Here is a 25,431-nt window from a genome sequence, read left to right as displayed (position 1 = left end):
AAGAACCAAAAGCCCTCGGCTTTTGGTTCTTCTTTTTTCTGTACCTTTAAAAATATGGAGGGACCGGCTCTTTCAGAATCTGTGTGCATAATCCCTCATCCGCTCGGATCATGCAGATGGCTTGAAGCGAACTTTGATGGGACTCCGGCAGTGCCCGGAACCCGAAGCGTTCATAATAAGCGGCGCCGATTTCGCTGTAAAGCATGAAAGCCGCATCCGGATGAAGCTTCAAGCTTTCCTGGATCAATTGCGCCCCTACACCTTTCCCGCGAAATTCCGGCTCCACGACAATTGAGCCAATCCCGAACAACCGAGGCTTGAACTCCAGCAGCAGCAGTGAAGCGATGATGTCTTCCTTGCCATCCACTAAGACATACCGTTTGCCCAGCGTTTCTTCTTTTTGATTGTCCGTTATATATTGCTGAAGAGAACGCCCTTTTGCCCATTCCCGGTAACCTTGTCTGTAGATTTTTTCATATTCCTATTCGGTTGCTTCGCGCACCTTCACTTCGCTCGCTCCTTCTTCCTGCTGGCGTTTCTTTTCCTTATTAAAAGCCCTCCTTAAAAATACTGGAGAGACCCGCTTTCAACCGTTACCACACGCCCTGTCTCCGCTGCTTCTAAAATAGCCAGAATAACCGCTAATGACGATAAGGCCTCCTGCCCCGTCACCATCGGCGGGTGGTCCAGCCGGATGCTTTCAATAAAAGCATCAATCATGCCGGTATTGGTCTGGTTGTCGTTTGTCTGGATGCTTTCCAACTCGTAATTGATTTTTTCGCCGTTGTTTGTCAGCACTTCCAATTGATAGGCATCGCTATTGTATATTTTCAAGATGCCTTTTTCGCAGTAGAGGACTGTGCTATTGTCTTCTTGGCCGTAATGCGTCCAGGAAAAAGAAGCTGTTCCTAACCGCCCTTTTTTTGTTTTCAAACTGCAGACGATGTTGTCGCACACTTCAATCGGCTGGCCCTGTTCGTTGACTTTATGCAAGGCACCTTGAAAAGCGCTGGCTTGCTCAATTTCATCATCCAGCAAGTAATGGAGCATATCCACTTTATGGATTCCTAAATCTCCTGCCACACCGAGGCCTGAGCGTTCTTTTTTGAAAAACCAGGTCGAGTTGGTTTTATTGTGCCCCCATTGTTCGGGGCCGGAATGTCCGAACGTGGTACGGAACGTCAGAACGTTTCCGAGTTCTCCGCCCGCGATGATTTCTTTCGCTTTTTGATGGGCGCGCGTAAACCGCTGGTTGTGGTCGATCATCAGTTTCTTGCCGGATTTTTTTTGTGCATCCAGAATTTCTTTGGCATGCTCGATGGTCAACGAAATGGGCTTTTCGCACAGCACATGCTTGCCGCTCAGCAATGCTCTGGAAGAGAAGATATGGTGATATTCATTTGAGGAACAATCGCTGATGATGTCGATTGTTGGATCCTCCATCAATTCATCCACCGTTTCCGCAACTTTTCCGCCGAATAAAGCTGCCAATGCTTCCGCGCGGTCCAGATTGCGGTCGTAAAAAACAATTTCATCTACATACGGATTCGCCGTATATTCCGGTGCATGGCGCATTTTCGTGATGGAGCCGCACCCAATGATGCCTACTCGATAGCCCATATTGTTGCCCCCTATTCCCTTTTTTGAAAGACGACCGCTATGATAATGATCAGGCCTTTCACAAATCCTTGAAGATGCGGCGAAACATTCATCAGGTTCATCATATTATTCAAAATACCTAAAATCAGAACACCAAAAAGGGTACCGATGATTTTTCCACGCCCTCCGGTCATCCGCGTGCCCCCGATAATGACAGCCGCAATGGCATCCAATTCATACTGGGCGCCTGAACTCGAGGATGAAATGGAATTCAAGCGGGACGTTTCAATGACAGCCGCTACGCCGACCAATGTCCCGATCAAGGTATAAACGCCGATTTTAATGCGGTCTACCCGGATTGCGGACAGCAACGCCGCTTTTTCATTGCTGCCAAGCGCATAGACGTAACGGCCAAAGCGGGTTTTGTGCATCAGGATAAAGACGAGCGCAGTCATCGCGATGAAAATGAGTACTGGCACATCAAATATCCAGAAATCGCTATTGGCAATGGCGGTAAATCCGGTAACTTCCCCGGAGACGCTGCCGCCGTCTGCGATATAAAGCGCAATCGACCGCGCGCCTGCCATCATGCCGAGTGTGGCAATAAATGAGGCAATCCTGCCTTTAGCCACCATCAGCCCATTTAAGAATCCAGCAAACGAACCGACCAATAAAGCCGTGAAGACGCCGACAAGAATGCTGCCGGACGCATTCAGCGCCAAGACGGAAATTACACCTGCCAAAGCCAGGACGGAGCCGACTGACAAGTCAATGCCGCCTGACAGCATGACAACCGTCATTCCCATCGCAATAATGCCGATGATCGACACCTGCATCAAAATATTCAGCTGGTTGTTCATATCCAGAAATCTTGGGTTCATAATTGCTGATGCGATAAAAATAACGACAAAGGCAATAATGACGCTGTATTCCGACCAAAGCCAGGAAAGCCGGCTTTTGGCTGTTGAACTTTGGGGTTTGTATTCTTTTGCATCGATGTTAGCCAATTTTCGCAGCCTCCCTTTTTGAACCAGTGGCATAATTCATAATTTCTTCTTCGGTAGCTTCATCACCGCTAAATCTGGCCGTTATTTCGCCTTGGTACATCACATTGATGTTATGGCAAATCCGAAGCACTTCCGGCGCTTCCGATGAGAGAATAATGACTGATTTCCCCAACTTGGCCAGTTCGGCAATTTCATGATAAATTTCCTGCTTGGCGCCCACGTCAATTCCTTGTGTCGGGTTGTCAAAGATGAGTATGTCTGCGCCCACTTCGAGCCATTTGGCAATAATCACTTTTTGCTGATTGCCCCCGCTTAATTTGTCGATGGTGATCCGGGGATTGTGCACTTTGATATTGAGCATTTCTTTGTACTTCTGGAATTTTTTGCGTTCCATCCGGTCCTGAATAAATCCGGATTTCTCAAAATGCCCCATGGAAGACAGGCTCATGTTGTGGATGACGCTCAAGTCTTTGATGATGGCATTTTCTTTCCGGTCTTTTGGCACCAGGCCGATCCCTGCTTTGACCGCTTTTCGGGGATGATCTATTTTTACCGCTTTGCCGTGGATCCGCACTTCGCCGCTGTATTTTTTGCGGTACCCAAATAAGCTTTCAAAAAGTTCGGTCCTCCCGTCGCCGCTAAGGCCCGTAAACCCAAGGACTTCGCCTTGCCTTAGTGCGAAATGGATATTTCGGAACAAGCCCGGGCTTGTCAAGTTGACGACTTCCAATGACACTGGACCGAATTGATGTTCATGGATAAAGCGGTCCTGCGATATGGATTTTCCGACCATCAGGCGTGTAATGGTTTCAATATCTTCCTCTTCAATGGCGCCGGTCTTCACCCGCTCCCCATCCCGCAAAACCGTAAAGCGGTCGCACACCGTTTTGATTTCCTTCAATTTATGGGAAATATAGATAATCGAAACGCCGGACTTTTTCAGATTTCTCATCAGTTCAAACAAACGGTTTACTTCGTGTTCGGCCAGTGAAGTGGTGGGTTCGTCCATGATGATGAGCGTGGAGTTGTGGAGCAGGGCTTTCGAAATTTCAATCAGCTGTTTATAGGACGTAGCCAGATTCCGCACATACTCTTTCGGGTCGATGGCGACGCCCAGCTTTGCCATTACTTCGTATGTTTTTTGGCACATTTCTTCCACTTTTAAAAAGCCCATTTTATTTCGGAGCTCTGAGCCCAGAAACATATTTTCATAGACCCGCAAATCTGACACCATATTAAGCTCTTGATGGATAAAGCTGATTCCATGTTCTTGGGACACCCGCGGGTTGGCCATTTTCACTTCTTGGCCATTTATGTGGATGGTTCCTCCATCGGGTTGATGGACGCCGCCCAATAGATTCATCAATGTGGACTTTCCTGCCCCGTTTTCGCCTAATAAGGCATGAATTTCCCCTTTTTCAACTTCCAGTGTGACATTTTTTAAAACCGGCACACCGTTGAATGACTTCTCCATATTTTGCATGATCAGGAAAGACTGTCTATCCATTGCGCAAACTCCCCTTATATAGGAAAAGAGGAAATACAATGAACCTCATTGTATTTCCTGGCATCCTGTTAGAATTTAGATTCGGGATCGTAATACTCGTCTACATTTTCTTTGGTCACTTGCGTTGCTTCTTTGACGACCATCGGTTCTGCCGGTTCTTCCCCTTGCGCAATATCAGCGGCAATTTTTACTGCATCCTCCACCATTGTCGGCGAATACAGGAATGTCGCTTTCATCAAGCCATCATTTTTCATGTCTTCAAACACTTCTTTTGCGCCGCCTGCTCCTGTAACGAATTTGATGTCGGTGCGGCCTGCTTCTTTAATCGCCTGCAAGACGCCTAATGCCATTCCGTCATCTTGTGTAAATACTGCGTCAATTTGAGGATTGGCCTGCAAGATATTCTGCATGACCTCCAGAGATTTTTCAGTAGAGAAATCGCCGCTTTGTGAAGCAATGATTTCCATGCCCTCCTGCCCGTCTACCGCTTCTTTAAATCCGGAGCCACGCTGTTCCGTAACCGAACTTGGCGGTCCGCTGATTTCAACAATCTTCCCTTTGCCCTGCAGTTGTTCGATAAAATATTTGCCGGCATTAACACCGATGCCTTCATTGTCGCCTTTGACCACTACGGTTGCCGCATCATTTTCCAATTCCCGGTCAACGATGACCAATGGTATGCCGGCATCTTTTATTTTTTGGCCGACCGGTGTCAGCGCTGCTGATTCGATCGGCAGCATGACAATGACATCAACATCCTGTGCGATCAAGTCATCCACATCGTTCGCTTGCTTGTTCGGGTCTGCAGCATTGGTCATGACGTATTCAATGCCGTCGCTTTCTTTTAAAGCCTGTGCCTGTTTTTCAGCGCTGTCGATCAACGCCCCCATCCAGCCATGCGTTGCAGAAGGCAAGGATATGCCGATCGTCAGTGTATCATCTTCTGCACTGCCGCCTCCGCTTGACGCGGTTTCTTCATTGCTGCCGCAGCCTGCCAAACCGAACACGGTAATCAACGATAACATCAACAATTTCTTCATTCGATTCACCCCTTTATTTTTTTAAAACTGCTTAAATGTAAGCGATTACACAAATGTCCGAACCGATTACATCATTGCCTCTTGCCATTGTTTATCCAGATGTGGATTCCCTGATAATGAGTTCATAGTCAAGTATAACGCTGTCCACTTCCTTGCCTTTAATCTTATCAATCAGCATGGCTGCCGCCGTCGTCCCCATTTTATACATGGGCTGAGCAACGGTTGTCAAAGTCGGATTGGTCATATTGGAAAAATCAATTTTGTCAAACCCGACTACGGCAATATCATTTGGTACGTGGAGGCCGGAAGCATTAATTTCCTTTAATGCCCCGATTGCCAACAAATCCGATACCGCAAAAACGGCTGTCGGCCGGTCCCGCAAAGCCAAAATTTTTTTCATCGCCTGCTGGCCATGTTCAAAGCTAAGTTCCTGGGTATAGACCATATAGCCATTGTCCAAAGCCATGCCATGCTCTTTCAATGCCCGCTGATAGCCGGCTTTCCGTTCTCTGGCATATAAAAACTTCTCATCCGAATTCATCAGTGCAATTTTTGTATGCCCGATTTGGATCAAATGCTTTACCGCGCGGTAAGAAGCTTCTTCGCTGTCAATTGTCACATAGGGAATGCCAATGCCGCCTCCGTATTCGCTGCATTGAATAATGGCGTATGTTTTGGCAAGTTCTTTTAAGGTGTCTACATTGACTGCCGGGTCCATCGACACAATGCCGTCTGCCATCTTTTTTCTCACCAGATCAAAATAAATATTTTCTTTGTCCGGATTCGAATCGGTTTCGCACAACAGGATGTTATAGCCTTGGCTGAGCGCCATGTTTTCAATCCCTTTAATGATATCCAGGTAAAACGGATTGGAGATGTTCGGGATTAAAATCAGGATGATCCGGCTTTCGGAATTCCGCAAATTCCGTCCCAGCATGCTGGGTTCATAATTCAGGAATTTTATCGCCTCTTCCACTTTCGTTTTTGTTTTCGACGAAACCGTGTTTTGCCCATTCAACACTCTTGAAACTGTGGCTACAGATACTCCCGCCTGTTTTGCTACCTGCTGGATATTGGCCATATGCTTTCCTACTTTCCAGAATTCCATTAAAAATAAAATGAAATCGATTACATTTTCATAGTAATTTATTCAGAATTATCTGTCAATATGTTTTTTTATAGGACATAATCTATTGATTTCAGAGAAAGATTTGGTTATGTTAAAGATGTAACGGATTACATTTCTGTATTTTCTGATATTTTAAAAGGAGGTTTTGGTATTGAAATTAGGCGTCTTTACGGTTTTGTTTTCGGAGAAGAGCTTTGAGGAAATGCTGGACTACGTAATGTCAAAAGGCATTGAAGCAATAGAGCTTGGGACGGGCGGCTATCCAGGAAACGCGCATTGCAAAGTGGATGAACTGCTGGATGACGCAGACAGCCTCCAGCGTTTCAAGCAGCAGATCAGCGACCATGGACTCGTTATCAGTGCCTTGAGCTGCCACACAAATCCGCTTCATCCGCAAAAAAAGTTTGCTGAGCCGGCGGATGAACTGTTGGTGAAGACGATGAAACTCGCATCGAAGCTTGGTGTGCCTGTCGTCAATACATTTTCAGGGTGCCCAGGCGACCATGAACATGCGCTTTACCCGAACTGGCCCGTAGCTGCCTGGCCATCCGATTTTCAGGAGATACTGAAATGGCAGTGGGAAGAAAAGCTGATTCCTTACTGGAAAGAAAAAAATGAGCTGGCCGAATCCCTGAACGTCAAAATCGGCCTGGAGCTCCACGGCGGATTTTCCGTGCATACGCCTGCTACCATGCTCCGTCTGCGTGAAGCTTGCGGCCCTGCAATCGGCGCCAACCTGGATCCAAGCCATATGTGGTGGCAAGGCATCGACCCGGTCGAAGCCATCAAAATACTCGGGCGGGAAAACGCCATTCACCATTTCCATGCCAAAGATACCATCATTGACCAGCAAAACATGAACCGCAACGGCCTTACCGATATGACCGATTATTCCCAGATGCGCGATCGGGCCTGGTATTTCCGGACGGTCGGTTTTGGCCATGATCAAAAAACCTGGGCGGATATTATCAGCACCTTGCGGCTATACGATTACGATTACGTCGTCAGTATCGAACATGAAGACGGATTGATGTCTGTAGAAGAAGGATTTACGAAAGCGGTGGATAATTTAAAGCCGCTTTTGCTGAGAGAACCTACGGCTAAAATGTGGTGGGCTTAAATAGAAAAAGATGGGACTGCAGCGTCTGCCAGTCCCATCTTTTTTGCCATGCAAAATTTTTTATCTCATGAAGTTCCCGCCTGAAATTTTCAATGACTCGCCAACAATATTTCGGGCCGCATCTGTCAGCAGGAACGCAATCGTATTTGCCACTTCTTCCGTTGTTGATATGCGGCCGGACGGAATCGCAGCGGCGGCTTCCTTCATTCCTTCTTCAAACGATATGCCGTTCTTTTCCGCTTTCTTCCGGATGCTGTTCCAGGCCATTTCTGTTTCTACATATCCTGGACAAACGGCATTGACCCGGATATTGTGTTCAATCGCTTCCAGCGCCATTGATTGCGTCCAGCCAATGACCGCAAATTTACTGGCGGCATAAGCTGTGTTGCCGTGCGTACCCCGAAGTCCTGACAGCGAAGACAGATTAACGATGTCGCCTTCTTTTTGTTCAAGCATTTTGCGGTATACCAGTTGCGTCAGAAAAAGCGTGGATTTGAAATTCACATCCATAACCCGTTCCACTGTTTCTTCATCCAGCTCTTCCACTACGCCGCCTCCTCCGATGCCGGCTGAATTGACGAGGCCGTTTATAAATCCAAGGGCTTTCGCAGAACTTTCCACAAGTTCTTCACGGCTTGCCTGATCCGTCAAATCTGCTGTTTTCACAAAAATATTTTCTTCCCCCGCTAATGAGATGAGTTCCTGCTTCAACTCGAGCAACTTTTCTTCGTTTCTGCCTGTTATGGTAAGCCTGGCCCCCATGCTTGCCAGCACCTTCGCCGTTTCATATCCGATGCCGCCAGTAGCGCCTGTAATCAGCACATGTTTTTGTGTTAATGAGTCGTTCGAAAAAATAGCCATGAGCATTCCTCCACCTTTTTTAAGTTTTTATCAAGAATGGTTCCCCTTTTCCCTTTCAGCTGCATCAGCCAAACGCAGGATCTGCAAGAAAAATTGTTTAATGTACATGGAAAGCAGGAAAAGGAGAGAAACTGGAAAAAAGGTGGGAAGGCTATGCGCATGTCTTGTATGGGGAGTATTATCATTTCAATTGTTCTTTCAATTATCCTGACCGTCCTGATCAATCTGCTATTTCTCTAACATAAAAAAAACAGCCGCCCATGAATCTCATTTCTAGGGTGGCTGGTTCTATTTCCACTGTGCTTTCTGCTACTGTTGATTCAAGTATTGTTCGAGGCGATCAAAGGTTTCCGTCATGCCTTCGACTACGCCCATTTCCATGACCTGTTTTAAATCTTCTTCGGTTTCAAACAGGGTCCGGCTGACAATCCGGGTCCCATTGCCCTCTTCCACAAAGTCGACTGTGATTTTCATAACTGGAAAACCTTCCGCATCATTCCCGTTTTCATCGGAGAACATATCTTCATAAACGAGCCGTTCTGGTTTTTCCACTTCCAAATAAGTGCTTTTCCCCCACGCTTCTTGCCCATCTTCTGAACGCATGCAGTAATGCCAAATACCGCCTGGCCGCACATCCATTTGATAAATCGTAGTATTCCAGCCAATTGGCCCCCACCAATTTTGAATGTGTTCCGGGTCGGTGTACATTGAAAAGACAAGCTCCCTCGGCGCCATGAAAAACCGCTCCATCACCATTTCCAATCCTTCGACTTTTGTAAAAGTCTCATTTGACCCTTCGTTGAATGACATTGTAATTCCTCCTTTGGTTAGGTTTCACTCCATTGGCTGAGGCGGCTGGCAAGTGCAATCATTTGTCCTCCTCTCCATGTTTTTGAACTTTTATTAAATAGTCATCCAATCGGTCGAACCGTTCTTCCCAGAGTTGGCGGTAAGATTCAATCCATTCCTGCAATTCCTGAAACGGCTCGGGATTCAGCTGATAGACGCGGCGGTTCGCGATAGGATGGACTGCCACAATCCCGGCTTCGCTTAATACTTTTAAATGCTTGGATACTTGCGGCTGCGGGAGCTCCAGTTTCCTGGCAATTTCTCCAACTGTCAAAGGCCCTTCCTTCAACAGTTCGACTATATTCCAACGATTAGGTTCACCCAATGAATTCAATAGTGTTTTCATAGTTACAATATACTCCTCGAGGAATATTCTTGTAAAGGTATATTAACTGACTTTTCGAACTTTTTATTAGTTTACTTCTTTTCCTGCAAAAAGAAAACTGCCCTAACCGTCGCTTTTCAGAAGGTTAGGGCAGTAGCAGCACTATTCATTTTCCAATTTTTTTATGGCTTCATCCAATTGCTCTTTTTCTTCACCTGAAATGACCGGGTATTGCGGATTGATTTTCTCAAGCAACTCGACCATCACTTCAGAAATTAGGTAACGCGAATACCATTCATCATCGGCAGGCAGCACATACCATGGCGCGTACTCTGTAGAAGTATGATTGATCAAGTCTTCAAAAATGTCCTGATATCCGTCCCAATGCTCCCGTTCTTTTACATCGTTAAACGAGAATTCCCAGTTTTTTTCGGGATCTTTCATGCGCTCCAGCAAGCGTTTTTTCTGTTCGCCCTTGGACATATTAAAAAAGAATTTAACGACGGGGAATCCGTTTTCCACTAAGTATCTTTCAAAATCATTGATTTGGCGGTATCGTACTTTCCAAATATCATCACCGATCAGTTCATTCGGCAGCGGCGTATCTTCCAATAGGTTGTGGACTCTCGGTGCAATCACTTCTTCGTAATAGGAGCGATTGAAAATGCCAATTTCCCCTCTTGCCGGGCGCCCTTTGTGAAATCTCCAGAGGTAATCGTGTTTCAGTTCGTCTTCTGTCGGCTTTTTAAAAGACGTCGTTTTTAATCCCTGTGCCGCCAGATTTGAAAAAACATAACTGATGGCTTCATCTTTCCCTGCGGCGTCCATTGCCTGGAGGACAACGACAATCCCTTTTTCTTCTTCTGCACGCAATTTTGTGTAGAGCACTTTCAATTTCTCGAGGCTTTCAGGAATTAACTTATCCCGCAATTCTTCTTCGGTGGGCCGATTTTGCTCAGCCGTCTGGTATTTGGACAACTCAACTTGTTCATCCGGTTCAATCCGGTATTTGTTCAAATCCATACTATTCCTCCTTATATAAACTGATGGTTCCACCTTTATTATTCATTAAAAAATTAGCGTTCTTCACTAGATTACCCGTCTTATTGGATGACAAACGACGGAAAAGACAATATGTATGGCAGGTTTGTAAACTTCATAGCATAAAAAAACAGCCGCTCCTGCTGATGAGCAGAAGACAGGCTGTTTTTTGTAGTTACAAATAGCGGAATTCCGTTTTATGAGCGGATCCATTCTTTTAAGCAGGCATACTGCCAATTCCGTTCTTCTGCAATCGCCGCTTCATCGAAATCGGTGGCAATGGCCACCGCTTTGACGGCATAAGTGGAAGCATGGACTGCATGGCCGATGCTATGAGGTGTAGCGCCTGCCTGCCCTGCTGCTTGGGCTGCTGCAATTGCAATTTCATCCGTCGCTTCACGTGCTGCTGCATGAGCGGGGAAAGCCGCTTCGCGGGCGTCTCGAGTCGGGAGCTCTCCTTTTCCCCATCGCTGAGCTGCTTGAACCGCCTTTCGCAGCCGCCCGTCTTGAGGGTGATACTGCTCATAATAAGAAAGAACACGCTCAGCACAGTCAGCTGCCCAACATGCCGCTGTCCGATGATCTGTTTTTTCCAATAACTCATCGATTGATTTTTTTATCTCTGTGTCTGTAAATTTTTGCGATGCCATTGTCTTCCCCCATTTCACTCACCATTTCCCTTTACCCTTTAAATTATAGATGAAGCTTTTTAATAAAAATATAGAACTATTGAAACATATAAAAGAGGAACTGGAATATTTTTTCATTATACAGCAAGCGTAGGGATGGAATAAAAGACATTTCCATCCTTTCCGAATATAATAGAAACTGTTGTTTTATAAATACATCGTGTTTACTGGAGGAAATTTTTTGAATACAAAAGCATTTTCACTGGCATTATTTTCAGTTCTTATATGGGGATCATCTTTTGCAGCCATCCGCGTTAGCTTGCAAGGCGGCTACGATGCGGGACAAATGGTCTTGGTGCGGTTTGTCATTGCTTCGCTGCTATTCCTCGCTTATGCATTGTGGCCCGGCACGAAATTCCGGCTTCCACGCAAGCAAGATATTTGGAGCATATTGGTTCTTGGCTGGATTGGCATCAGCATTTACCATATCTGCGTCACTTTCGGGATGGAGACCATTTCTGCCGGCACCGCAGGCATGCTGGTTGGCTCCGGGCCGATTTTCACTGCATTGATTGCAGCCGTTGTGCTGAAAGAGCGCTTGACGGGAATCGGCTGGATCGGCCTTGGCGTCGGCTTTATCGGCATTGTCCTGATTGCGTTTGGGGCTGCAGGCGCATCGCTGACGCTCAATAAAGGCGCCTTGCTGGTCCTGATTGCGGCTTTTGCGACATCCATCTTTTTTGTGTACCAGAAAAATTTGCTGGGGCGCTACTCGGCAATCGAACTGACGGCTTATTTCACTTGGGCCGGCACATTGCCGTTTTTCATCTTTTCGCCGGGCATTTTCACAGCACTGCAAAATGCGACGCTGGAAGCCCATTTATCCACGCTGTATGTCGGCATTTTCCCGGCTGCCATCGCTTATGTCACGTGGTCCACTGCCTTGTCTTTGAGCAGTGCCAGCTCCGTATCGAGCATGATTTATTTGGAACCGGCCGTTGCGATCCTGGTTGCCTGGATGTGGCTGCATGAACTGCCGACCGGACTTTCGCTTATCGGCGGAGTGATTGCCATCTCCGGGGTATTGATCGTCAATGTGCTCAGCAGAAGAAGCCGGCGCATGCATTCAAGCCGGACTGCCGAATCTTCGTAACTTCATCCAAACGATAGCTGCAGCCAAACTTATGGGCTGCAGCTTTTTAATGGTATAACGAATTGACCGCATTCCTATTTTCCAAGAGTTCAGGAATCGCCCCTGATATTCTAAGCATTGCAATTTTCTTAGGCTGGCAGTATATTTACAGCAAGAAGGGCTGGAGGGATTAAAATGGCACAGCAGGAAGTTGAACACAGTTTGCCGCAGGGCATAGGACGCCCTGCAACCAATGCTTTATTGCTCGCCGGCTTCACGCATCTGGAGCAATTCACCACTGTTTCAGAAAAAGATCTTTTGAAGTTGCACGGCGTTGGGCCAAAAGCGATCAGAATTCTGCGCGAGGCTCTTCACGAAAAAAGGCTGTCTTTTTCAGAAGACGCGCAATGATTCCGCAGCAGAAAAGCCGCGTTTCCAGTATATTCACTGGAAACGCGGCTTTTTTCGCTCAGTCTTCTACGCGGAACCAGCCTGGTGCATTGGCAACCATATTCCATAAGTTTTCAGGAATATCCAGTTCATCCTTTTTGCTGCGGTGAAGCGCTTGGAAAATTTCTTTCTCCTGGCTTTTCTTCACTTTCACTAACCATTCCGGATCCATGATCAAAGCATGGCCAAGTGATACAAGCGGCATGATTTCAAGCGCCTTTTTCACTTGTTCAAGCGTCTGCAGGCTGCCGACGCCGATGACCGGCACACGGTCTCCGACATGTTCCTGGATCATTTCCACGCGCGAACGGACATCGTCTTCCCGTATGGATCCGCCGAAGAAATTGCCGACAGATGCATGGATATAATCAATGCCTTTGTCCACGATGGCCGACAAAAACAGCAGTGTGTCGTCCATCGTAATGCCCGGTTCTTCCCGTTCTTCCGGGCTGATTCGGTAGCCGATTACAAACGGCTTCTCGGCATATTTAGCCACCGCTTCTTGAATTGATTCAATAACCGCTAGTGGAAACGCCATCCGTGCGTTTACATCCCCGCCCCATTTGTCATTGCGGCGGTTGGAATGAGGGGAGAAAAATTGCTGCACCAAGTACGTATTGGCTCCGTGGATTTCGACTCCGTCGAATCCTGCCTGTATCGCCCGTCTTGTGGCTTCACCGAAAGCAGCAATCGTGGCTTCGATTTCTTCAGGCGCCATTTCACGCGGTATTTCCGCATTCGGACGCGGGGCCGCGATATTGCTTGCTGACACCGGCTGTTCGCCGTTCAGCAATTTCGAATTGGACATACGGCCGGCATGGAAAATCTGAAGAATTGCTTTGGCTCCGCCGTCGTGGATGGATTCAGCCAATCGCACCAAACTTGGAATGCGCTCATCGCTGTCCGCTCCAATGGAATCCGGGAATCCGGCGCCTAACGGTTCAACGAATGCACAAGCGGTGATGACAGCTCCCAGTCCACTTTTAGCCCGGCGATTGTAATACGCCAGTTCGGCGTCCGTCGCGTCTCCGTTTGCATCTGAAGAGGAGATTGTCATCGGCGCCATCATAACCCGATTTTTCACGGTTAAGCCCGATGTAAATGTAAACGGTTCGAATATGTTTTCTGTTTTAATTTTCAAATGAATTCCTCCTTAAAGGTCTATACCCAGTTGCCATTGTTGGAAAGCGGGAATAGTTTCCGTTTCCTTTATAGGTAAATGCTATTTGAAAATAAGACAAAAAGGTATTAATATGCTCATTTTGAACACCATTTCAGTCTTTAGGCTGAAAAAAGAGCCATTCAGGGGACAGGGTCCTCGAACAGCTCTCCAATGAATTTATTTCACAATACTGTAATAGACTCTTGAAGTGATGCGGTAAATCATCCAGTAAATGGCGCTGAATGCAATTACGACTCCTGTGAACGACAACAGCCAGGTGATTTCACTCGTCACACCGAACACCGTCAGCATTTTGCGGACAATGGGATAGGCAAAAATGACATGGATGGTAGCTGTGACGATTGGCAGCAGGAACATCCAGACAATTTGTGAACGGGTCGATTCGTGGATCATGTCTTTGTCGAGGCCTACTTTTTGCATGATTTGGAATTTCTCCCGGTCATCAAAGCCTTCCGATACTTGCTTGAAATAAGTGATCAAGACTGTGCCGATCATAAACAGCAATCCAAGGAATATCCCGAGAAACAGGAACCCGCCATTCATGCTGTACCATTCCTCCCGAAATGCCTCTCTGGATTCGAAACTGAGCGATTCGGAACCGAACGATAACTGTTTCATCTGCTCGCCAAATGCTTTCTTTTGCGCATTGGTCCCGTCTGTATTCCAGCCGATGAAGGCATCAATGCTCGCTGGGTTGCCCTGCGGAAGTTCCTTCTTATTAATTTCCGAAATCATTTCGATCTGGGAAAGTTCAGGAACAATCAGAACCATTGTCGTGACAATTGCCGCTTCGCCTTCAAAATCGTAGTCGGCTTCCTTCAAATTGAACTTCTGATCCCCGATTACAATATTCTGCTGATTGAGAGCTCCCTCTGAATGGTAGTACAGCGCTTCGCCTTCTGAAAGCTCGACCTGTTTTCCAGCCATTTCATTAAAGTCTTCCAATAAGAGCACCTGGATATATAAAGGGGCATTGGCTGCCGGGAACCCTTCTTCAAATACGAGGCGATCGCCTTCCAAATTACCAAACACAGTCAAGTAGCGATAACTTTCCATGTCTGTCACTTTAAGCTCCATTTTCTGTGCTTCTTCACGGAACTTGCCCTGAAGCCCCACAAATTGTGTATTCAGCTCTTCCTGTGATAAGTCTGTCCCGTTAAGGGTCATATTGTTCTCATTCGGAAAACGATTTTCCAATGTTTCTTCTGTCCCTACAAAAATAGTGACTGTTGTCGACACGGCAATGATCACCATCGAAGCCAAAATACAGATATTCGCTAACCCCACCGCATTTTGCTTCATCCGGTACAACATGCCTGAAATGGAGATGAACGGCCCCGGCCGATAGTAGATCCGTTTGTTTTTCTTCAGCGCCTTCAAAATATAAATCGAGCCCGTGATAAACAGTAAATAGGTTCCCATAATAACCAGCAGGACTGCAAGGAAAAACTTTGAAATCGCGCTGAGCGGGTCGGCAATTGTCAGCGAAATGCCGTAGCCCCAACCTATCAAAACGATAGACAAGACAAAGAGGAGAATCGATCCTTTCGGTTCTTTTTCCCCTTCTTTTTTGCCTTTCAACAATTTAATCGGATTGGCGAATGTAAACTGGCTGACGTTGTACAGATAGGTAATCGCAAAAACTCCAGCGAACAAGCCTGCCGTGACCAAAGCCGTCATCGGGCTTGTCGAATAATTGATATTTGTCGGCAAACGGAGCAGATAATTCAGCAGCATGAAAAACAAGCGCCCAAAAATCTGCCCTAAAATCAGCGCTCCGGCAATGCTCACAAACGTCGTGATGAGCGTCTCAAAAAACAAGATTTTCGCCACATGCTTTTTCTCCAAGCCCAGTATTCCGTAGAGGCCGATCTCCTTTTTTCTTCTTTTGATCAAAAAACTATTGATATACAAAATAAAGATAAACGAAAAAATTCCAATGACAATCGTCCCCATTGCAAAAAGCGTCGGCAACACACTTGAACGTTCCTGGACGAATTTATTCGTTAAAAGAGAAGACATCAAATAGAACATCGTGATAATCGCGGTCGACGACAGCAAATAAGGCATATACAGTTGCTGGTTCGATTTGATGTTGCGAACGGCCAAAGAAATGAAAAAGCGGCTATTCATCTTTTCCACCCCGGCTCGACAACACCGTCAATGATTGGGAAATGCGCTCCATGAATTCGTCCGAAGTCTGCTCGCCGCGGTAAATTTCGTGGTAGACGGATCCATCGCGGATGAATAAGACCCGGCTTGAAAAACTTGCTGCGCGCGTACTGTGTGTGACCATCAAAATCGTCTGGCCTGTTTCATTGATCCCCTTTAATATTTCCATTAAGTTTTGTGAAGCCTTCGAATCGAGCGCACCGGTCGGTTCGTCTGCCAGAATGATTTTCGGTTGTGTGATCAATGCCCGCGCCACAGCTACCCGCTGCTTTTGTCCGCCTGAAACTTCATATGGGTATTTGTTGATATGGGCTTCAATTCCAAGCTTGCGGACAATGGGGATCAGCCGCTCTTCCATTTCCGCTACCGGAGTTTTTGACAGCACGAGCGGCAGCAGAACGTTGTCTTTGATTGTAAAATTATCCAGCAAATTAAAGTCCTGGAACACAAAGCCCAAGGTGTTCCGGCGGAAAGCGGATATTTCTTTGTCTTTAATGTTGGATAGGGGCTTACCTTCGAGATAAACTTCTCCGCCAGTCGCCTCGTCCAAAGTCGAAATGATATTCAGAAGCGTCGTTTTCCCGGAACCCGACTCGCCCATGATGGAGACGAACTCGCCTTTTTTCACTGAGAAGTTGACCGTCGATAGTGCTTCGGTTTGCTGGTTGGAAAAACGAGCCGTATATACTTTTTTCAGATTCTTAATTTCTAATAAGGCCATTGTTAACCCCTCCTTGCTTTTAACTATACGACAGAAAAATGCGGACTGCCTGTACCGTTTCTTACAATCGAAAAAGGTATCTTACGAAATCGTAAGATACCTTTCAACCTCTCCAAATCCAAATAAAGGGAACTCTGAAGGTTGTTTCGATTTTATTGTTATACTATTCTTAGAGACCTTTGTTTCTTTATAAAGCAATTTTTTAGGAGGCAGACCAATGATTGAAAAGTTACTGAAAGACCAATCCGCTCCTGCTTATTTTGTCTACTTAACGAATGGAGCAAACCCGTTCCCAAAAGTTGCCCAGACGATTCCAGAAATTTTCCACAACCTGCGTGAAGAAGCACCGATGGGCTACACCGCCTTGTGGCTATTGAAGCGCATCGGCCTGGCCACCGAAAATCAGCAGTCTTACTTTGGGGAAAATGATGTTTTGACATCTGAAGATACGAAACATCCAAATGAGCAACGCCCTTATATAACATTCCGGTTTGTGCAGATCAATGGAACTTCTCCCATGTACACAAGCCAAGGCGCTGTAGCTACCCACTCGAACTACGAAGAAGCAGCCAGCTATGCTGCTGAAGAACTCAAGAAGAGCAAGGAACGCTATCCCGAACGCGATTTCCAGATTCTGATTGCGCGATTGATTGAACAGATGAATTGGCATTGAAACTTTCAGACCCGAGTGAAGGCGCAGTGGAAAGCGGCCACATGAAGCGAAAAGAAAAAGGCTATCGAGAAACACTCGATAGCCTTCAAACCTTATATGTTTTTATAGGCATCTTTTAATTTACTTACTTGCTTGAAAGACTGGAAATGTATTCTTTTACCACTTCAAACACATAATCCTGATTCGCTGCTGCTGTATCCGGATTGTAAGCACCGTCGTTTGTTTTATTATTTGATAAAATGCGAATGCCGAGGAATGGAATATCGTATGCTGCAGAAATTTGCGCAGCGGATGCAGTTTCCATTTCTTCAACAGAGGTGCCATATTTCTCATGGATCCAATTGATGCGGTCCACTTCATTGTTCCAGAAATCAGCGGAACCGATTGTTCCTTCTACAACTTTCCCTTTAGTATGCGTATCTTTTACTGCATTAGCTGCAGCCAATAATTCTTTGTCGCCTTCATAGTAACGGATATTTTCAGCATCCGGATCTTCTCCGGCACTGCCTTCTGAAGCCATCAAGTCCATCGGCTTCCATTCCGTTGGCTCGATGCCTTCACCTTTTGCTAAATCCCCTGTTTTCAAAGCTCCTATATTTACAGAACGTTCGCCAAGCACAATATCAAAGACGTTCAGTGCTGGATCGTGTCCGCCTGATGTTCCTTGGTTGATGATTGCTGCGGGATTGTATTTTTCAATGGCCAATGCAGTTGCGGCACCGGTATTTGCCGTCCCTTTCCCTGTCTTGGTTACAATCACCGGATACCCTTCCACTGTCCCAATGTAAAATTCAAAGGTCGACCCTGCTTCTTCTACTTTCACATTTTCCAAACGTTCAGCAAACTTTTCCGCTTCAATCGGCATTGGCCCTTGAATTAAAATCGGACGTTGCGGTTTTTCTTTCGCTTCTGTTTCGCCTGTTGAACTGCATCCTGCAAGAATTAGCAAGATCGCCATTGCCAGTACCCAAATTTGATAGGTTTTCACTTTTCTCATGCTGTCTTCCTCCTAGTTGTTAAGTCCTCCCCACGGCTGTCCACACAAAAAAAGCCAGAGAAGTTAGCTTGCGCTAACCTTCTGGACCTGCAAAGTTAAAGTGTGAACGAGGCAAACCAATAGTCGGTTAAAATCGCCATCGCCAAATACTTCAACCCGTAGTCCAGTTCATTTTTTGGGAACTTGGTAGAAACGCCCGGACCATATTACCGGGCATATACGAGAATTATTATTCATTTTTAACACTTTGCTAATATAACAAGCACCCAACAGGGAGTCAACACAAAAACGAACATTTATATCTTATTATCTATTTATAGTTCGTGTTTTTTAAGTTTCATCCGACTTTCTACTAAAATCACCAATCGTTTTTCTGTTTTTGGTTCTTTTCTCTTTATCCAACTGCATTCTCGTTCCTCAATCAAATACCCGTAATTCCTCTCTCGACAGATCGATCAGCACCTTTGTTCCTTTGCCTAGTTCCGACTGAATATCGAGCTTATACCCCAACCGTTCACAGATTTTTCTGCTGAGAAACAATCCTAGTCCCGTCGATTTTTCATAAAGACGGCCATTGAAACCTGAATAGCCCTTGTTGAAAATCTTCGGCAAATCTTCAGGGCGAATGCCGATGCCCGTATCTTCAATGATCAGCCTTCCTTCTTTCTCTGAATCTTTGTAAATGGAGATTTTGCCGTTTGGCGTGTATTTCAAGCTGTTGGATATCAACTGTTCAAGCAAATTTTGCAGCCATTTTTCATCGGATAAAACAGTCATCTGAAGCGGTTCGTATTCTAATTTAATGCCGTTGTAGATAAACAAAATAGAATATTTTTTGAGAGCTTTTTTAATAACACCATCAAGGTCCACCTGGCTCAAATCAAGTTCAGAACCCGGTTCTTCCAGCTTCACATAATTTAATGCCATATGGGTATAATCCTCTAGCCTAAGCAATTCCTGTGAAATCTGCCTTGCCTCTTTCCCGCTGGAACTTTGGTTCAGCAAACTGATCGCAGAAATCGGCGTCTTGATTTGATGCAGCCATAAAGTGAAATAATCCAGTTGATTGGTTTGCCGGTCTGCATAGGCTGTTTCTGCTTCACGCTGTTCCCTCATCACTGCCGCTAATTTTTCTATGTATAATTTGTCAGCAGGATCCACACTTTCTAAAAGCTTTTCCACTTTGTCGCTGTTTGCTGTCTGGAGTTCCTGCAATCTCTCGTAGCGCTTTGTATATCGAATATACTGGACAAGCAAAAACACAGTAAACAAGAACAGCGATAACTCCATAGTATAGAGAAAAAGGTCGAGGGGCAGGCGGCCCAACACAAAAATCAAACCGAATATGACAGCCATCCCAGCAAAAACAAATACTTGATGACGTATGGCCTGCAAGAAGTTATTTAAAACAGCACTGCCCCAAAAACTACGCATGGGCTGCCTCCTTGTTTAGTGCATACCCAACCCCTTTTTTAGTCACAATAAAGTCGGCCAGTTCTGCCTTTGCCAGCTTTTTTCGCAGTCGCGCCACATTCACAGCCAAGGTATTGTCATCAATGAACGATTCGTCCTCCCATAGCTTGACCATAATTTCTTCCCGCGTAACATACTTTCCCTTTTGGTGAAACAACAGTTCAAGGATTTTCAGTTCTGTACGAGTTAAATCCACTTCCCGCTTTTCGTAATAGAGCTTCGATTCACCCGGCTTTAAAACTGTACGATTAAAGTTTAGAAAGTTATCTGCTTCATTAAAATCATATGTTCTTCTCAACAACGCCTGTGTTTTGGCAATAGCAACGGTTAAATCGAATGGTTTTGAGATGAAATCGTCGGCTCCCATTTGAATGGCCATGACGATATCCAAATTTTCATTCCGAGAAGAAATGAAAATAATCGGCACTTGAGACAATTTCCGGATTTCCTGGCACCAGTAATAGCCATTGAACGAAGGCAATTGGATATCCAGCAAGATCAATTGCGGCGCCTGTTCTTTGAACACATCAAGCACACCGTTAAAATCCTCTACTGCAAAGGCTTCGTAATTCCATTTCTGCAGTTCTTTCTTCAGTATGCCGGCAATCGTCTCATCGTCTTCAACTATCATGATTTTGAACATGTGCTTCCCTCCTGCCTTTAAAATTATTATCCATTTCTATACATTCTTTCTTTTATCTTAGCGGAAATCCAGAGCTTCAACTAGTCAAAGAGAGACACGGCGCAAAAATAAAAAACGCCGCTCTTTTGAGTGATCCTCAAAAGAGCGGCAGAATAGGACGATTGTAAATGGCCTTATTTTTCTCTGACTACTGTGCGGGCATAAGCATCATGCGGGAAGCTTGCCCCGTCTAGTTGTTCAAAGCCTTTACGGTCTTTAAAATAATCAATGGTGCTGATAAAATCACGGTAAAGGAAACGCTTGGCAATTTGTTCGCCGCTTGGTTTTTGGCCGTCTTCACTTTCCAAAACGAGCCCTTGTGTTTTGTAGCCGAGCGTTTGCCCTGATTTGGCCAGCTGCACATACTCCAATCCCCACACCACTAACGATGGTACAACAAGTGAATATACTGCATTGCTTTTGACTTTCTTTGGCACGGCTGCTTCTAAAACCGTTAACGCTGCGGTCACTGCAAGAAAATCAATAAACATCGCTTTTGACCTTTTCTTTGACAACTCTTTCATCCAACTCCTCCTTTTGATTGCGTTCTATCTCAAGATTAAAAAAAGAAAGAACGGTTTACAACAGCCTTCGCTGCTATTTATTCGCCAAGGAAATAATGCTGTTGTCTGTCATCAAGTAGCCATGGCAGCTCAAGAGCTTATTCTTAAGCTCTTCGGAAATTCGCTCCGCATTATATGCACAAACAGAAATTGCTTCATTATGAAACACCATCCGGTCAAGTTCGTTTTCATACACTGCGATTTCCCGCTCGATATCCTGCGAGTCGCTCCACTCGACATGCCCCCATGTACGGACATTGCGCTTAGTCCCATTTCCTGCAGCCATCACTTCATCTAAATAAGCCAAAATGGTAGGCGGATGAAAATTCCCATTTCGCCAATAAAAATCAAAATTATTGATGTAGTGCAAAGCTGATTGTTCTTCTTCTGTCAGTCTCTCTTTCAAATGTTTTTGAATCATCGGAAATATACGGGAATTTTCTACAAACAGCACGTAGTCTCCTTGCTGAATGCCATATACGATAAAAGAAACGGCATTGCGGATATAATCTTCCAAACTGTTGGAACTATAAAAAATGTGGCCCTTGCCTGTTACATTCAATGTTTTTGCCAGGTTTGCAATCTTTTCGTTCACAGGCTGATGCCTCCTTAGAATTCAACCGAAATTTATGGATACTGTGCAGATGAAACATTATTAAGATAACCATACTACAGTCTCAATCTTTCATCAAAATAAAAAGGAGAGGACCGGGTTGGGAAAATTTTTACATGCTATTTATTTGCCGGAAATCGCTTTCTGATTGCATTCCACATTGACGCTAGCATGTTACGGATGGAATGTACAGGACGCACATCACTTTTGCTTTGCCACTGAATCCACTCTAAAGCAACCAGACACAAAATTAGCCAAATCGTACCAGCTATATAACCGGCCAGCACATCACTCGGAAAATGGGCGCCCAGGTACACACGGCTTGAACCGATGAGCAGCACCAAAATCCCCATTAATATGATGGAAAGCCGCTTAAAGGCAGCACTCCCATTGCCGCGCATGACGAGATACATGATAAAGCCATAGAAGATAAGGGATCCCATGGAATGGCCGCTCGGGAAGCTGTAGCCGACCGCATCAATTTCCGGATTGATGGACGGGCGGCCTCTTTCATACAATTGCTTCAGCATTTTCGTCAATAAACCGCCAACTCCAACTGCCAGGAGGAAAAACAAAATCCCCCATTTATCTTTGTATTTAATCCCTAATACGAGGACCGTTGCAACGGACAGCATTGTTAAAAACCAGACCGATCCAAGCTCCGTGATCAAAATCATGGCCGTGTCGAGATAAGGATGGTCAATTGCTTTAAAGTAATTGATAATTGATCCATCAAATCTTCTCATTTCATTTTCCATGACTTCTTCGGCCAGTTCCGTAAATATCACCAGGAAAAGCGCAGCCACGCCAAGCCCTAACCCCAGCAGCAACAAGCTGATGCCGACTTTCGTATTCTCTTTTATCATTTCATCGCTCCTTACCGTGTTTCTAATCTGTTATTTGTATACCCACAACTTTAGTAGTCCATCCGTTAAAATAAAAAAAGCTACACCTTGGCATAGATACTGCCAGACGTAGCCGCTTTCTCTAATTGGTTCTGAGTTCCGTTGTCTCACAAATGTCCTTTAAATTCTTTAAACTCTGTTCCATGGCATTATTCATCACTTTTTTGATAATCAGCTTATCTGCCAGTTTCGTCATCAGACTCTTTGGCAATTCATACTCTTCCGCATAGTCAATTCGGGTTGCGGTGCCTTCTGGCGTATAAGTCCAGCTCTGGAGAGAATCGATTGATCCTTTGATAAGCCCTTTCCACGTGTAGCCGCTGCCCGTCCGTGAATTTTCCGTCACTGCAACGATAACAGGAAGCTGCATGCCGAACAGATGAATATCCAAATCCATCGTTGTCCCCGCTTCGCCTTGCCCACTTAGATTCCGTGGTTCGGATAAACCGGAATACCATTGATACCAATGCTCCGGATCTGTTGCATATCGATATACTTCGTCAATTGGCCGATTGATCACAATACTTTTTTGGACTGCCACCATTCCGTCGTCCCCCTTATCTCACAATAAACCAGTAGACACAAACAATTCCGAAATCCGATAGCACATGGCTGATAATGGTTGCGGTCATCGAACCCGATTTTTCCCGAATGAACCCCCAGAATAGCCCAGCGATAAACACAGGCAGTACGGCGACAAAACTAAACCCAGCTTCAAAAATCGGAATGATCGAAAGCAGATGATACAAGGTGTAAAAAGCAGCTGACATTCCAACGGCATACAAAGCGCTTCCTTTCATCCGCAGCCGGTTAAACATATAGCCTCGCCAGTAAAGTTCTTCCAATACCGGATTTGCCAACAGCAAAACGAGAACCAAGAGGATTTCACCTCGGCCTGAAAATCCCCAGTCCATAAGCAAGGTCCGCAAATATTCAATATCCAATAGGTAGACATGCAGCCAACTTAACCCCCAAAAGATAAAAATGAAAAAAAGCAACCCGCTTCCAAAGCCTAAGGCAACTCCCTGTTTATCCAGCTTCAGCTGTTCCACCGGAAATGCTCGGTCAATCAACGGCACAAACAGCAGCCAGCTGTAAAAAAGCAAAAAAGTAATTGCGACATTTTCCATGACTTGAAGCCCGATAAAAATCATCATCGTCGGCCCAATCAAACGCAAAGCGTTCTTCATCGTGCATCACCGGTCTTTGCTGATTTATCTCGCTTCTTAATCGGCCGCAAAAAACAATCTACTGCCGCATTGAATTCCTTAAACGACCGAGGCGGCAACTGATGGGTACCCCCTTCGATAAAAACCACCTGTGTTTGGGGCGCTGCTTTCAAAAATGGAATCCGGTAATGGTGCATCGGTTTTTCAAGCGTTCCATATAGAAGAAGAATCGGCATTTTCAAACGATGAAGCGAATGGGTGGAAATATAGTGCAGCCCCGTTTTGCAAAATTCATAAGAAGCCTGGGGATCCGACTTCTTGGCCAATCGGTAAATCGCTTGTTCATCTCCCGGCAGTTTCCGGTTTAATTTAGCCTGCAGTTTCGCAGCCATGGGGATTTGCCGAAATTTCGCCATGTACATGACGGATTTGATAAAGAATTTAGGAGTAAAATTATTCAATTCCGAGTAGCCTCCGGACAGGATTAAAGCGATGGTGCGCTCCGGATAGTTCAAGGCAAATTCCTGAGCGATCAATCCTCCGTGGGAATAACCGCAAAGAACTACTTGTCTAATACCGAGCTTATCGAGCATTCTCTTCAAATGTGCAGCCAGCAGATGGATGGTCACCGGTTCGCCGCCTCTTGAACTGAGTCCATGCCCGGCAAGATCATAGAAAATCAATTGATAGTTTTCTGCGAGAGCTTCCTGGTTATGGAATACATTATGCCCCATAACAAATGGATGGATAAAAACGATGGGCATGCCTTGTCCTTTAACATGATAGTAAAGCGAAACTGATTCATCAATCGAAATATGCGGCATAACAACGATTCACTCCTATAGACGAAAAAGCATACGGGGTACGCATTTCAAGGTTTTTTATACCCATACCCTAACTGCCAAGCAGTCGAAACGCACAAGCAAAAAGCACGCGCCTAAAGGCAGGCGCGTGCTGTCATTTCCCCCATATTGTGGTATTATTGCTGCTGGCCATAAGACCCGTCATCGTAATTGAACTGCCACACAATGCCGAATTTATCTTCAAGTGCCCCATACGCCGGACTCCAGAAAGTTTCCTGCAATTCCATCGTCACCTTGCCGTCTGCTCCCAATCGGCTAAATTGAGACTTCACTTTGTCCAAATCATTTGAGACGATCGTCAAATTGAGATTTTTGCCAAACGGCACTTCCGAATCCGGCATTCCATCCGAAAACATCACTTCACTGCCTTCGATATTTAAAGCCGTATGCATGACCAAGTTCTTTGTCTCTTCCGGCATCTCAAAGCCTTCCTCCGGAGGCATGTCCCCGAAATGCATGATTTCCTGCTGTTCTGCTCCAAAAACATCCGCATAGTACTTGACTGCTTCTTCACAATTCCCGTTGAACACCATATAAGCAACTACCGGCACATAAATCGCTCCTTTCTTTTATCCCTTATATATTTTACGTATTCAGGGAGAAGCTATTTTTCCCTGCTACGCATAATCCTGCTGAATTAGTCAGACGCCTTGCATACATCTTATGCAGACAACCAAAAGGAACAAGTGTTCTTGTATTTCTAATTATACACTCATTCTCGTCGGATG

At 45.4% G+C, this 25,431-nt stretch carries 28 protein-coding genes and 1 riboswitch; of the genes, 4 read left to right on the top strand and 24 right to left on the bottom strand.

Features of this window, described 5'->3' with window-relative positions; translation table 11 throughout:
- Positions 1-46 precede the first annotated feature (46 nt).
- The 6 genes from QWY22_RS04600 to QWY22_RS04575 all read right to left on the bottom strand — a co-directional run bounded on the left by QWY22_RS04600 (position 47) and on the right by QWY22_RS04575 (position 6,234).
- Positions 47-469 (bottom strand): GNAT family N-acetyltransferase, encoded by a 423-nt coding sequence (locus QWY22_RS04600; RefSeq protein WP_367281302.1) that lies wholly within the window; start codon positions 467-469, stop codon positions 47-49.
- Between the two features lie 92 nt (positions 470-561).
- Positions 562-1,620, bottom strand: coding sequence for a Gfo/Idh/MocA family protein (locus QWY22_RS04595; RefSeq protein WP_300983317.1), 1,059 nt, complete (start codon positions 1,618-1,620; stop codon positions 562-564).
- A gap of 11 nt (positions 1,621-1,631) precedes the next feature.
- Positions 1,632-2,606 carry an ABC transporter permease gene (locus QWY22_RS04590; RefSeq protein ID WP_300983316.1) on the bottom strand — a complete coding sequence of 325 codons (975 nt, stop codon included), beginning with the start codon at positions 2,604-2,606 and terminating at the stop codon, positions 1,632-1,634.
- Positions 2,599-4,113: a sugar ABC transporter ATP-binding protein gene (locus tag QWY22_RS04585; protein ID WP_300983314.1), complete on the bottom strand. Its 1,515-nt coding sequence runs from the start codon at positions 4,111-4,113 to the stop codon at positions 2,599-2,601. Before QWY22_RS04585 ends, QWY22_RS04590 begins: the two co-directional genes overlap by 8 nt.
- A 68-nt stretch (positions 4,114-4,181) precedes the next feature.
- The gene (locus QWY22_RS04580) at positions 4,182-5,153 is read right to left on the bottom strand and encodes a substrate-binding domain-containing protein (protein ID WP_300983313.1); all 972 of its coding nucleotides are present in this window, start codon (positions 5,151-5,153) and stop codon (positions 4,182-4,184) included.
- Between the two features lie 91 nt (positions 5,154-5,244).
- On the bottom strand, positions 5,245-6,234 hold the full coding sequence (locus QWY22_RS04575; protein ID WP_300983312.1) for a LacI family DNA-binding transcriptional regulator: 990 nt from the start codon (positions 6,232-6,234) through the stop codon (positions 5,245-5,247).
- Positions 6,235-6,433: 199 nt separating this feature from the next.
- On the opposite strand from QWY22_RS04575, the gene QWY22_RS04570 reads away from it, so the two are divergent.
- Positions 6,434-7,402: a sugar phosphate isomerase/epimerase family protein gene (locus QWY22_RS04570; protein WP_300983311.1), complete on the top strand. Its 969-nt coding sequence runs from the start codon at positions 6,434-6,436 to the stop codon at positions 7,400-7,402.
- Positions 7,403-7,462: 60 nt separating this feature from the next.
- Here QWY22_RS04570 and QWY22_RS04565 read toward each other — a convergent pair whose 3' ends face one another.
- The 5 genes from QWY22_RS04565 to QWY22_RS04545 all read right to left on the bottom strand — a co-directional run bounded on the left by QWY22_RS04565 (position 7,463) and on the right by QWY22_RS04545 (position 11,128).
- Positions 7,463-8,263: an SDR family NAD(P)-dependent oxidoreductase gene (locus tag QWY22_RS04565; RefSeq protein ID WP_300983310.1), complete on the bottom strand. Its 801-nt coding sequence runs from the start codon at positions 8,261-8,263 to the stop codon at positions 7,463-7,465.
- Positions 8,264-8,572: 309 nt separating this feature from the next.
- On the bottom strand, positions 8,573-9,073 hold the full coding sequence (locus QWY22_RS04560; RefSeq protein ID WP_300983309.1) for an SRPBCC domain-containing protein: 501 nt from the start codon (positions 9,071-9,073) through the stop codon (positions 8,573-8,575).
- A 58-nt stretch (positions 9,074-9,131) separates the two neighbouring features.
- Complete coding sequence (locus QWY22_RS04555; RefSeq protein ID WP_300983308.1) at positions 9,132-9,458, bottom strand: ArsR/SmtB family transcription factor; 327 nt, start codon at positions 9,456-9,458, stop codon at positions 9,132-9,134.
- 141 nt (positions 9,459-9,599) lie between these two features.
- Positions 9,600-10,460 carry a PPK2 family polyphosphate kinase gene (locus QWY22_RS04550; RefSeq protein ID WP_300983307.1) on the bottom strand — a complete coding sequence of 287 codons (861 nt, stop codon included), beginning with the start codon at positions 10,458-10,460 and terminating at the stop codon, positions 9,600-9,602.
- 215 nt (positions 10,461-10,675) lie between these two features.
- Positions 10,676-11,128 (bottom strand): putative immunity protein, encoded by a 453-nt coding sequence (locus QWY22_RS04545; RefSeq protein WP_300983306.1) that lies wholly within the window; start codon positions 11,126-11,128, stop codon positions 10,676-10,678.
- Positions 11,129-11,348: 220 nt separating this feature from the next.
- On the opposite strand from QWY22_RS04545, the gene QWY22_RS04540 reads away from it, so the two are divergent.
- Together QWY22_RS04540 and QWY22_RS04535 are read left to right on the top strand one after the other, a co-directional pair.
- Entirely contained in the window at positions 11,349-12,260 is a 912-nt protein-coding gene (locus QWY22_RS04540) for a DMT family transporter (protein WP_300983304.1), read from the top strand.
- A 174-nt stretch (positions 12,261-12,434) separates the two neighbouring features.
- A complete protein-coding gene (locus QWY22_RS04535; RefSeq protein WP_074509800.1) occupies positions 12,435-12,650 on the top strand; it encodes a helix-hairpin-helix domain-containing protein in 216 nt (71 codons plus the stop codon).
- Positions 12,651-12,708: 58 nt separating this feature from the next.
- Here QWY22_RS04535 and QWY22_RS04530 read toward each other — a convergent pair whose 3' ends face one another.
- From QWY22_RS04530 to QWY22_RS04520, 3 genes are all read right to left on the bottom strand, one after another.
- On the bottom strand, positions 12,709-13,830 hold the full coding sequence (locus QWY22_RS04530) for an NADH-dependent flavin oxidoreductase (RefSeq protein ID WP_300983303.1): 1,122 nt from the start codon (positions 13,828-13,830) through the stop codon (positions 12,709-12,711).
- A 198-nt stretch (positions 13,831-14,028) separates the two neighbouring features.
- Entirely contained in the window at positions 14,029-16,005 is a 1,977-nt protein-coding gene (locus QWY22_RS04525; RefSeq protein ID WP_300983302.1) for an FtsX-like permease family protein, read from the bottom strand.
- Positions 15,998-16,765 carry an ABC transporter ATP-binding protein gene (locus QWY22_RS04520; protein ID WP_300983301.1) on the bottom strand — a complete coding sequence of 256 codons (768 nt, stop codon included), beginning with the start codon at positions 16,763-16,765 and terminating at the stop codon, positions 15,998-16,000. Before QWY22_RS04520 ends, QWY22_RS04525 begins: the two co-directional genes overlap by 8 nt.
- A 217-nt stretch (positions 16,766-16,982) precedes the next feature.
- Between QWY22_RS04520 and QWY22_RS04515 the strand changes: the two genes are divergently transcribed.
- Positions 16,983-17,438, top strand: a complete 456-nt coding sequence (locus QWY22_RS04515) for a hypothetical protein (RefSeq protein WP_300983300.1) — start codon at positions 16,983-16,985, stop codon at positions 17,436-17,438.
- Positions 17,439-17,562: 124 nt separating this feature from the next.
- On the opposite strand, the gene QWY22_RS04510 is transcribed toward QWY22_RS04515, so the two are convergent.
- The 10 genes from QWY22_RS04510 to QWY22_RS04465 all read right to left on the bottom strand — a co-directional run bounded on the left by QWY22_RS04510 (position 17,563) and on the right by QWY22_RS04465 (position 25,236).
- Positions 17,563-18,435: a 5'-methylthioadenosine/S-adenosylhomocysteine nucleosidase gene (locus tag QWY22_RS04510; RefSeq protein ID WP_300983299.1), complete on the bottom strand. Its 873-nt coding sequence runs from the start codon at positions 18,433-18,435 to the stop codon at positions 17,563-17,565.
- A gap of 139 nt (positions 18,436-18,574) precedes the next feature.
- Positions 18,575-18,678, bottom strand: a riboswitch (purine riboswitch).
- Positions 18,679-18,852: 174 nt separating this feature from the next.
- The gene (locus QWY22_RS04505; RefSeq protein WP_300983298.1) at positions 18,853-19,869 is read right to left on the bottom strand and encodes a sensor histidine kinase; all 1,017 of its coding nucleotides are present in this window, start codon (positions 19,867-19,869) and stop codon (positions 18,853-18,855) included.
- A complete protein-coding gene (locus tag QWY22_RS04500; protein ID WP_300983296.1) occupies positions 19,862-20,551 on the bottom strand; it encodes a response regulator transcription factor in 690 nt (229 codons plus the stop codon). The genes QWY22_RS04505 and QWY22_RS04500 overlap by 8 nt, the downstream gene beginning before the upstream one ends.
- Before the next feature lie 173 nt (positions 20,552-20,724).
- Positions 20,725-21,114, bottom strand: a complete 390-nt coding sequence (locus QWY22_RS04495) for an RDD family protein (RefSeq protein ID WP_300983295.1) — start codon at positions 21,112-21,114, stop codon at positions 20,725-20,727.
- Positions 21,115-21,187: 73 nt separating this feature from the next.
- Positions 21,188-21,748: an MEDS domain-containing protein gene (locus QWY22_RS04490; RefSeq protein WP_300983293.1), complete on the bottom strand. Its 561-nt coding sequence runs from the start codon at positions 21,746-21,748 to the stop codon at positions 21,188-21,190.
- Between the two features lie 137 nt (positions 21,749-21,885).
- Complete coding sequence (locus tag QWY22_RS04485) at positions 21,886-22,632, bottom strand: phosphatase PAP2 family protein (RefSeq protein ID WP_300983292.1); 747 nt, start codon at positions 22,630-22,632, stop codon at positions 21,886-21,888.
- Positions 22,633-22,753: 121 nt separating this feature from the next.
- Positions 22,754-23,215: an SRPBCC family protein gene (locus QWY22_RS04480; protein WP_300983291.1), complete on the bottom strand. Its 462-nt coding sequence runs from the start codon at positions 23,213-23,215 to the stop codon at positions 22,754-22,756.
- Between the two features lie 13 nt (positions 23,216-23,228).
- Positions 23,229-23,861 (bottom strand): CPBP family intramembrane glutamic endopeptidase, encoded by a 633-nt coding sequence (locus tag QWY22_RS04475; protein ID WP_300983290.1) that lies wholly within the window; start codon positions 23,859-23,861, stop codon positions 23,229-23,231.
- Positions 23,858-24,664 (bottom strand): alpha/beta fold hydrolase, encoded by an 807-nt coding sequence (locus QWY22_RS04470; RefSeq protein ID WP_300983289.1) that lies wholly within the window; start codon positions 24,662-24,664, stop codon positions 23,858-23,860. Before QWY22_RS04470 ends, QWY22_RS04475 begins: the two co-directional genes overlap by 4 nt.
- Before the next feature lie 155 nt (positions 24,665-24,819).
- Complete coding sequence (locus QWY22_RS04465) at positions 24,820-25,236, bottom strand: VOC family protein (RefSeq protein ID WP_436836783.1); 417 nt, start codon at positions 25,234-25,236, stop codon at positions 24,820-24,822.
- Positions 25,237-25,431: the final 195 nt, after the last annotated feature.

It is taken from the genome of Planococcus liqunii (assembly GCF_030413595.1).
GTDB classification, from domain to species: Bacteria; Bacillota; Bacilli; order Bacillales_A; family Planococcaceae; genus Planococcus; species Planococcus liqunii.
Note: the sequence above shows the minus strand (reverse complement) of the source record. Positions and strands in the feature narration are given on the sequence as shown.

What these genes read in the sequence shown, in the direction of transcription:
- QWY22_RS04555 (WP_300983308.1), bottom strand. Translation starts at nt 9,458, where the DNA reads ATGAAAACACTATTGAATTCATTGGGTGAACCTAATCGTTGGAATATA.
- QWY22_RS04505 (WP_300983298.1), bottom strand. Translation starts at nt 19,869, where the DNA reads ATGCGTAGTTTTTGGGGCAGTGCTGTTTTAAATAACTTCTTGCAGGCC.
- QWY22_RS04470 (WP_300983289.1), bottom strand. Translation starts at nt 24,664, where the DNA reads ATGCCGCATATTTCGATTGATGAATCAGTTTCGCTTTACTATCATGTT.
- QWY22_RS04565 (WP_300983310.1), bottom strand. Translation starts at nt 8,263, where the DNA reads ATGGCTATTTTTTCGAACGACTCATTAACACAAAAACATGTGCTGATT.
- QWY22_RS04485 (WP_300983292.1), bottom strand. Translation starts at nt 22,632, where the DNA reads ATGATAAAAGAGAATACGAAAGTCGGCATCAGCTTGTTGCTGCTGGGG.
- QWY22_RS04575 (WP_300983312.1), bottom strand. Translation starts at nt 6,234, where the DNA reads ATGGCCAATATCCAGCAGGTAGCAAAACAGGCGGGAGTATCTGTAGCC.
- QWY22_RS04510 (WP_300983299.1), bottom strand. Translation starts at nt 18,435, where the DNA reads ATGAGAAAAGTGAAAACCTATCAAATTTGGGTACTGGCAATGGCGATC.
- QWY22_RS04535 (WP_074509800.1), top strand. Translation starts at nt 12,435, where the DNA reads ATGGCACAGCAGGAAGTTGAACACAGTTTGCCGCAGGGCATAGGACGC.
- QWY22_RS04595 (WP_300983317.1), bottom strand. Translation starts at nt 1,620, where the DNA reads ATGGGCTATCGAGTAGGCATCATTGGGTGCGGCTCCATCACGAAAATG.
- QWY22_RS04545 (WP_300983306.1), bottom strand. Translation starts at nt 11,128, where the DNA reads ATGGCATCGCAAAAATTTACAGACACAGAGATAAAAAAATCAATCGAT.
- QWY22_RS04585 (WP_300983314.1), bottom strand. Translation starts at nt 4,113, where the DNA reads ATGGATAGACAGTCTTTCCTGATCATGCAAAATATGGAGAAGTCATTC.
- QWY22_RS04520 (WP_300983301.1), bottom strand. Translation starts at nt 16,765, where the DNA reads ATGGCCTTATTAGAAATTAAGAATCTGAAAAAAGTATATACGGCTCGT.
- QWY22_RS04515 (WP_300983300.1), top strand. Translation starts at nt 16,983, where the DNA reads ATGATTGAAAAGTTACTGAAAGACCAATCCGCTCCTGCTTATTTTGTC.
- QWY22_RS04500 (WP_300983296.1), bottom strand. Translation starts at nt 20,551, where the DNA reads ATGTTCAAAATCATGATAGTTGAAGACGATGAGACGATTGCCGGCATA.
- QWY22_RS04475 (WP_300983290.1), bottom strand. Translation starts at nt 23,861, where the DNA reads ATGAAGAACGCTTTGCGTTTGATTGGGCCGACGATGATGATTTTTATC.
- QWY22_RS04465 (WP_436836783.1), bottom strand. Translation starts at nt 25,236, where the DNA reads ATGGTGTTCAACGGGAATTGTGAAGAAGCAGTCAAGTACTATGCGGAT.
- QWY22_RS04550 (WP_300983307.1), bottom strand. Translation starts at nt 10,460, where the DNA reads ATGGATTTGAACAAATACCGGATTGAACCGGATGAACAAGTTGAGTTG.
- QWY22_RS04580 (WP_300983313.1), bottom strand. Translation starts at nt 5,153, where the DNA reads ATGAAGAAATTGTTGATGTTATCGTTGATTACCGTGTTCGGTTTGGCA.
- QWY22_RS04560 (WP_300983309.1), bottom strand. Translation starts at nt 9,073, where the DNA reads ATGTCATTCAACGAAGGGTCAAATGAGACTTTTACAAAAGTCGAAGGA.
- QWY22_RS04495 (WP_300983295.1), bottom strand. Translation starts at nt 21,114, where the DNA reads ATGAAAGAGTTGTCAAAGAAAAGGTCAAAAGCGATGTTTATTGATTTT.
- QWY22_RS04480 (WP_300983291.1), bottom strand. Translation starts at nt 23,215, where the DNA reads ATGGTGGCAGTCCAAAAAAGTATTGTGATCAATCGGCCAATTGACGAA.
- QWY22_RS04525 (WP_300983302.1), bottom strand. Translation starts at nt 16,005, where the DNA reads ATGAATAGCCGCTTTTTCATTTCTTTGGCCGTTCGCAACATCAAATCG.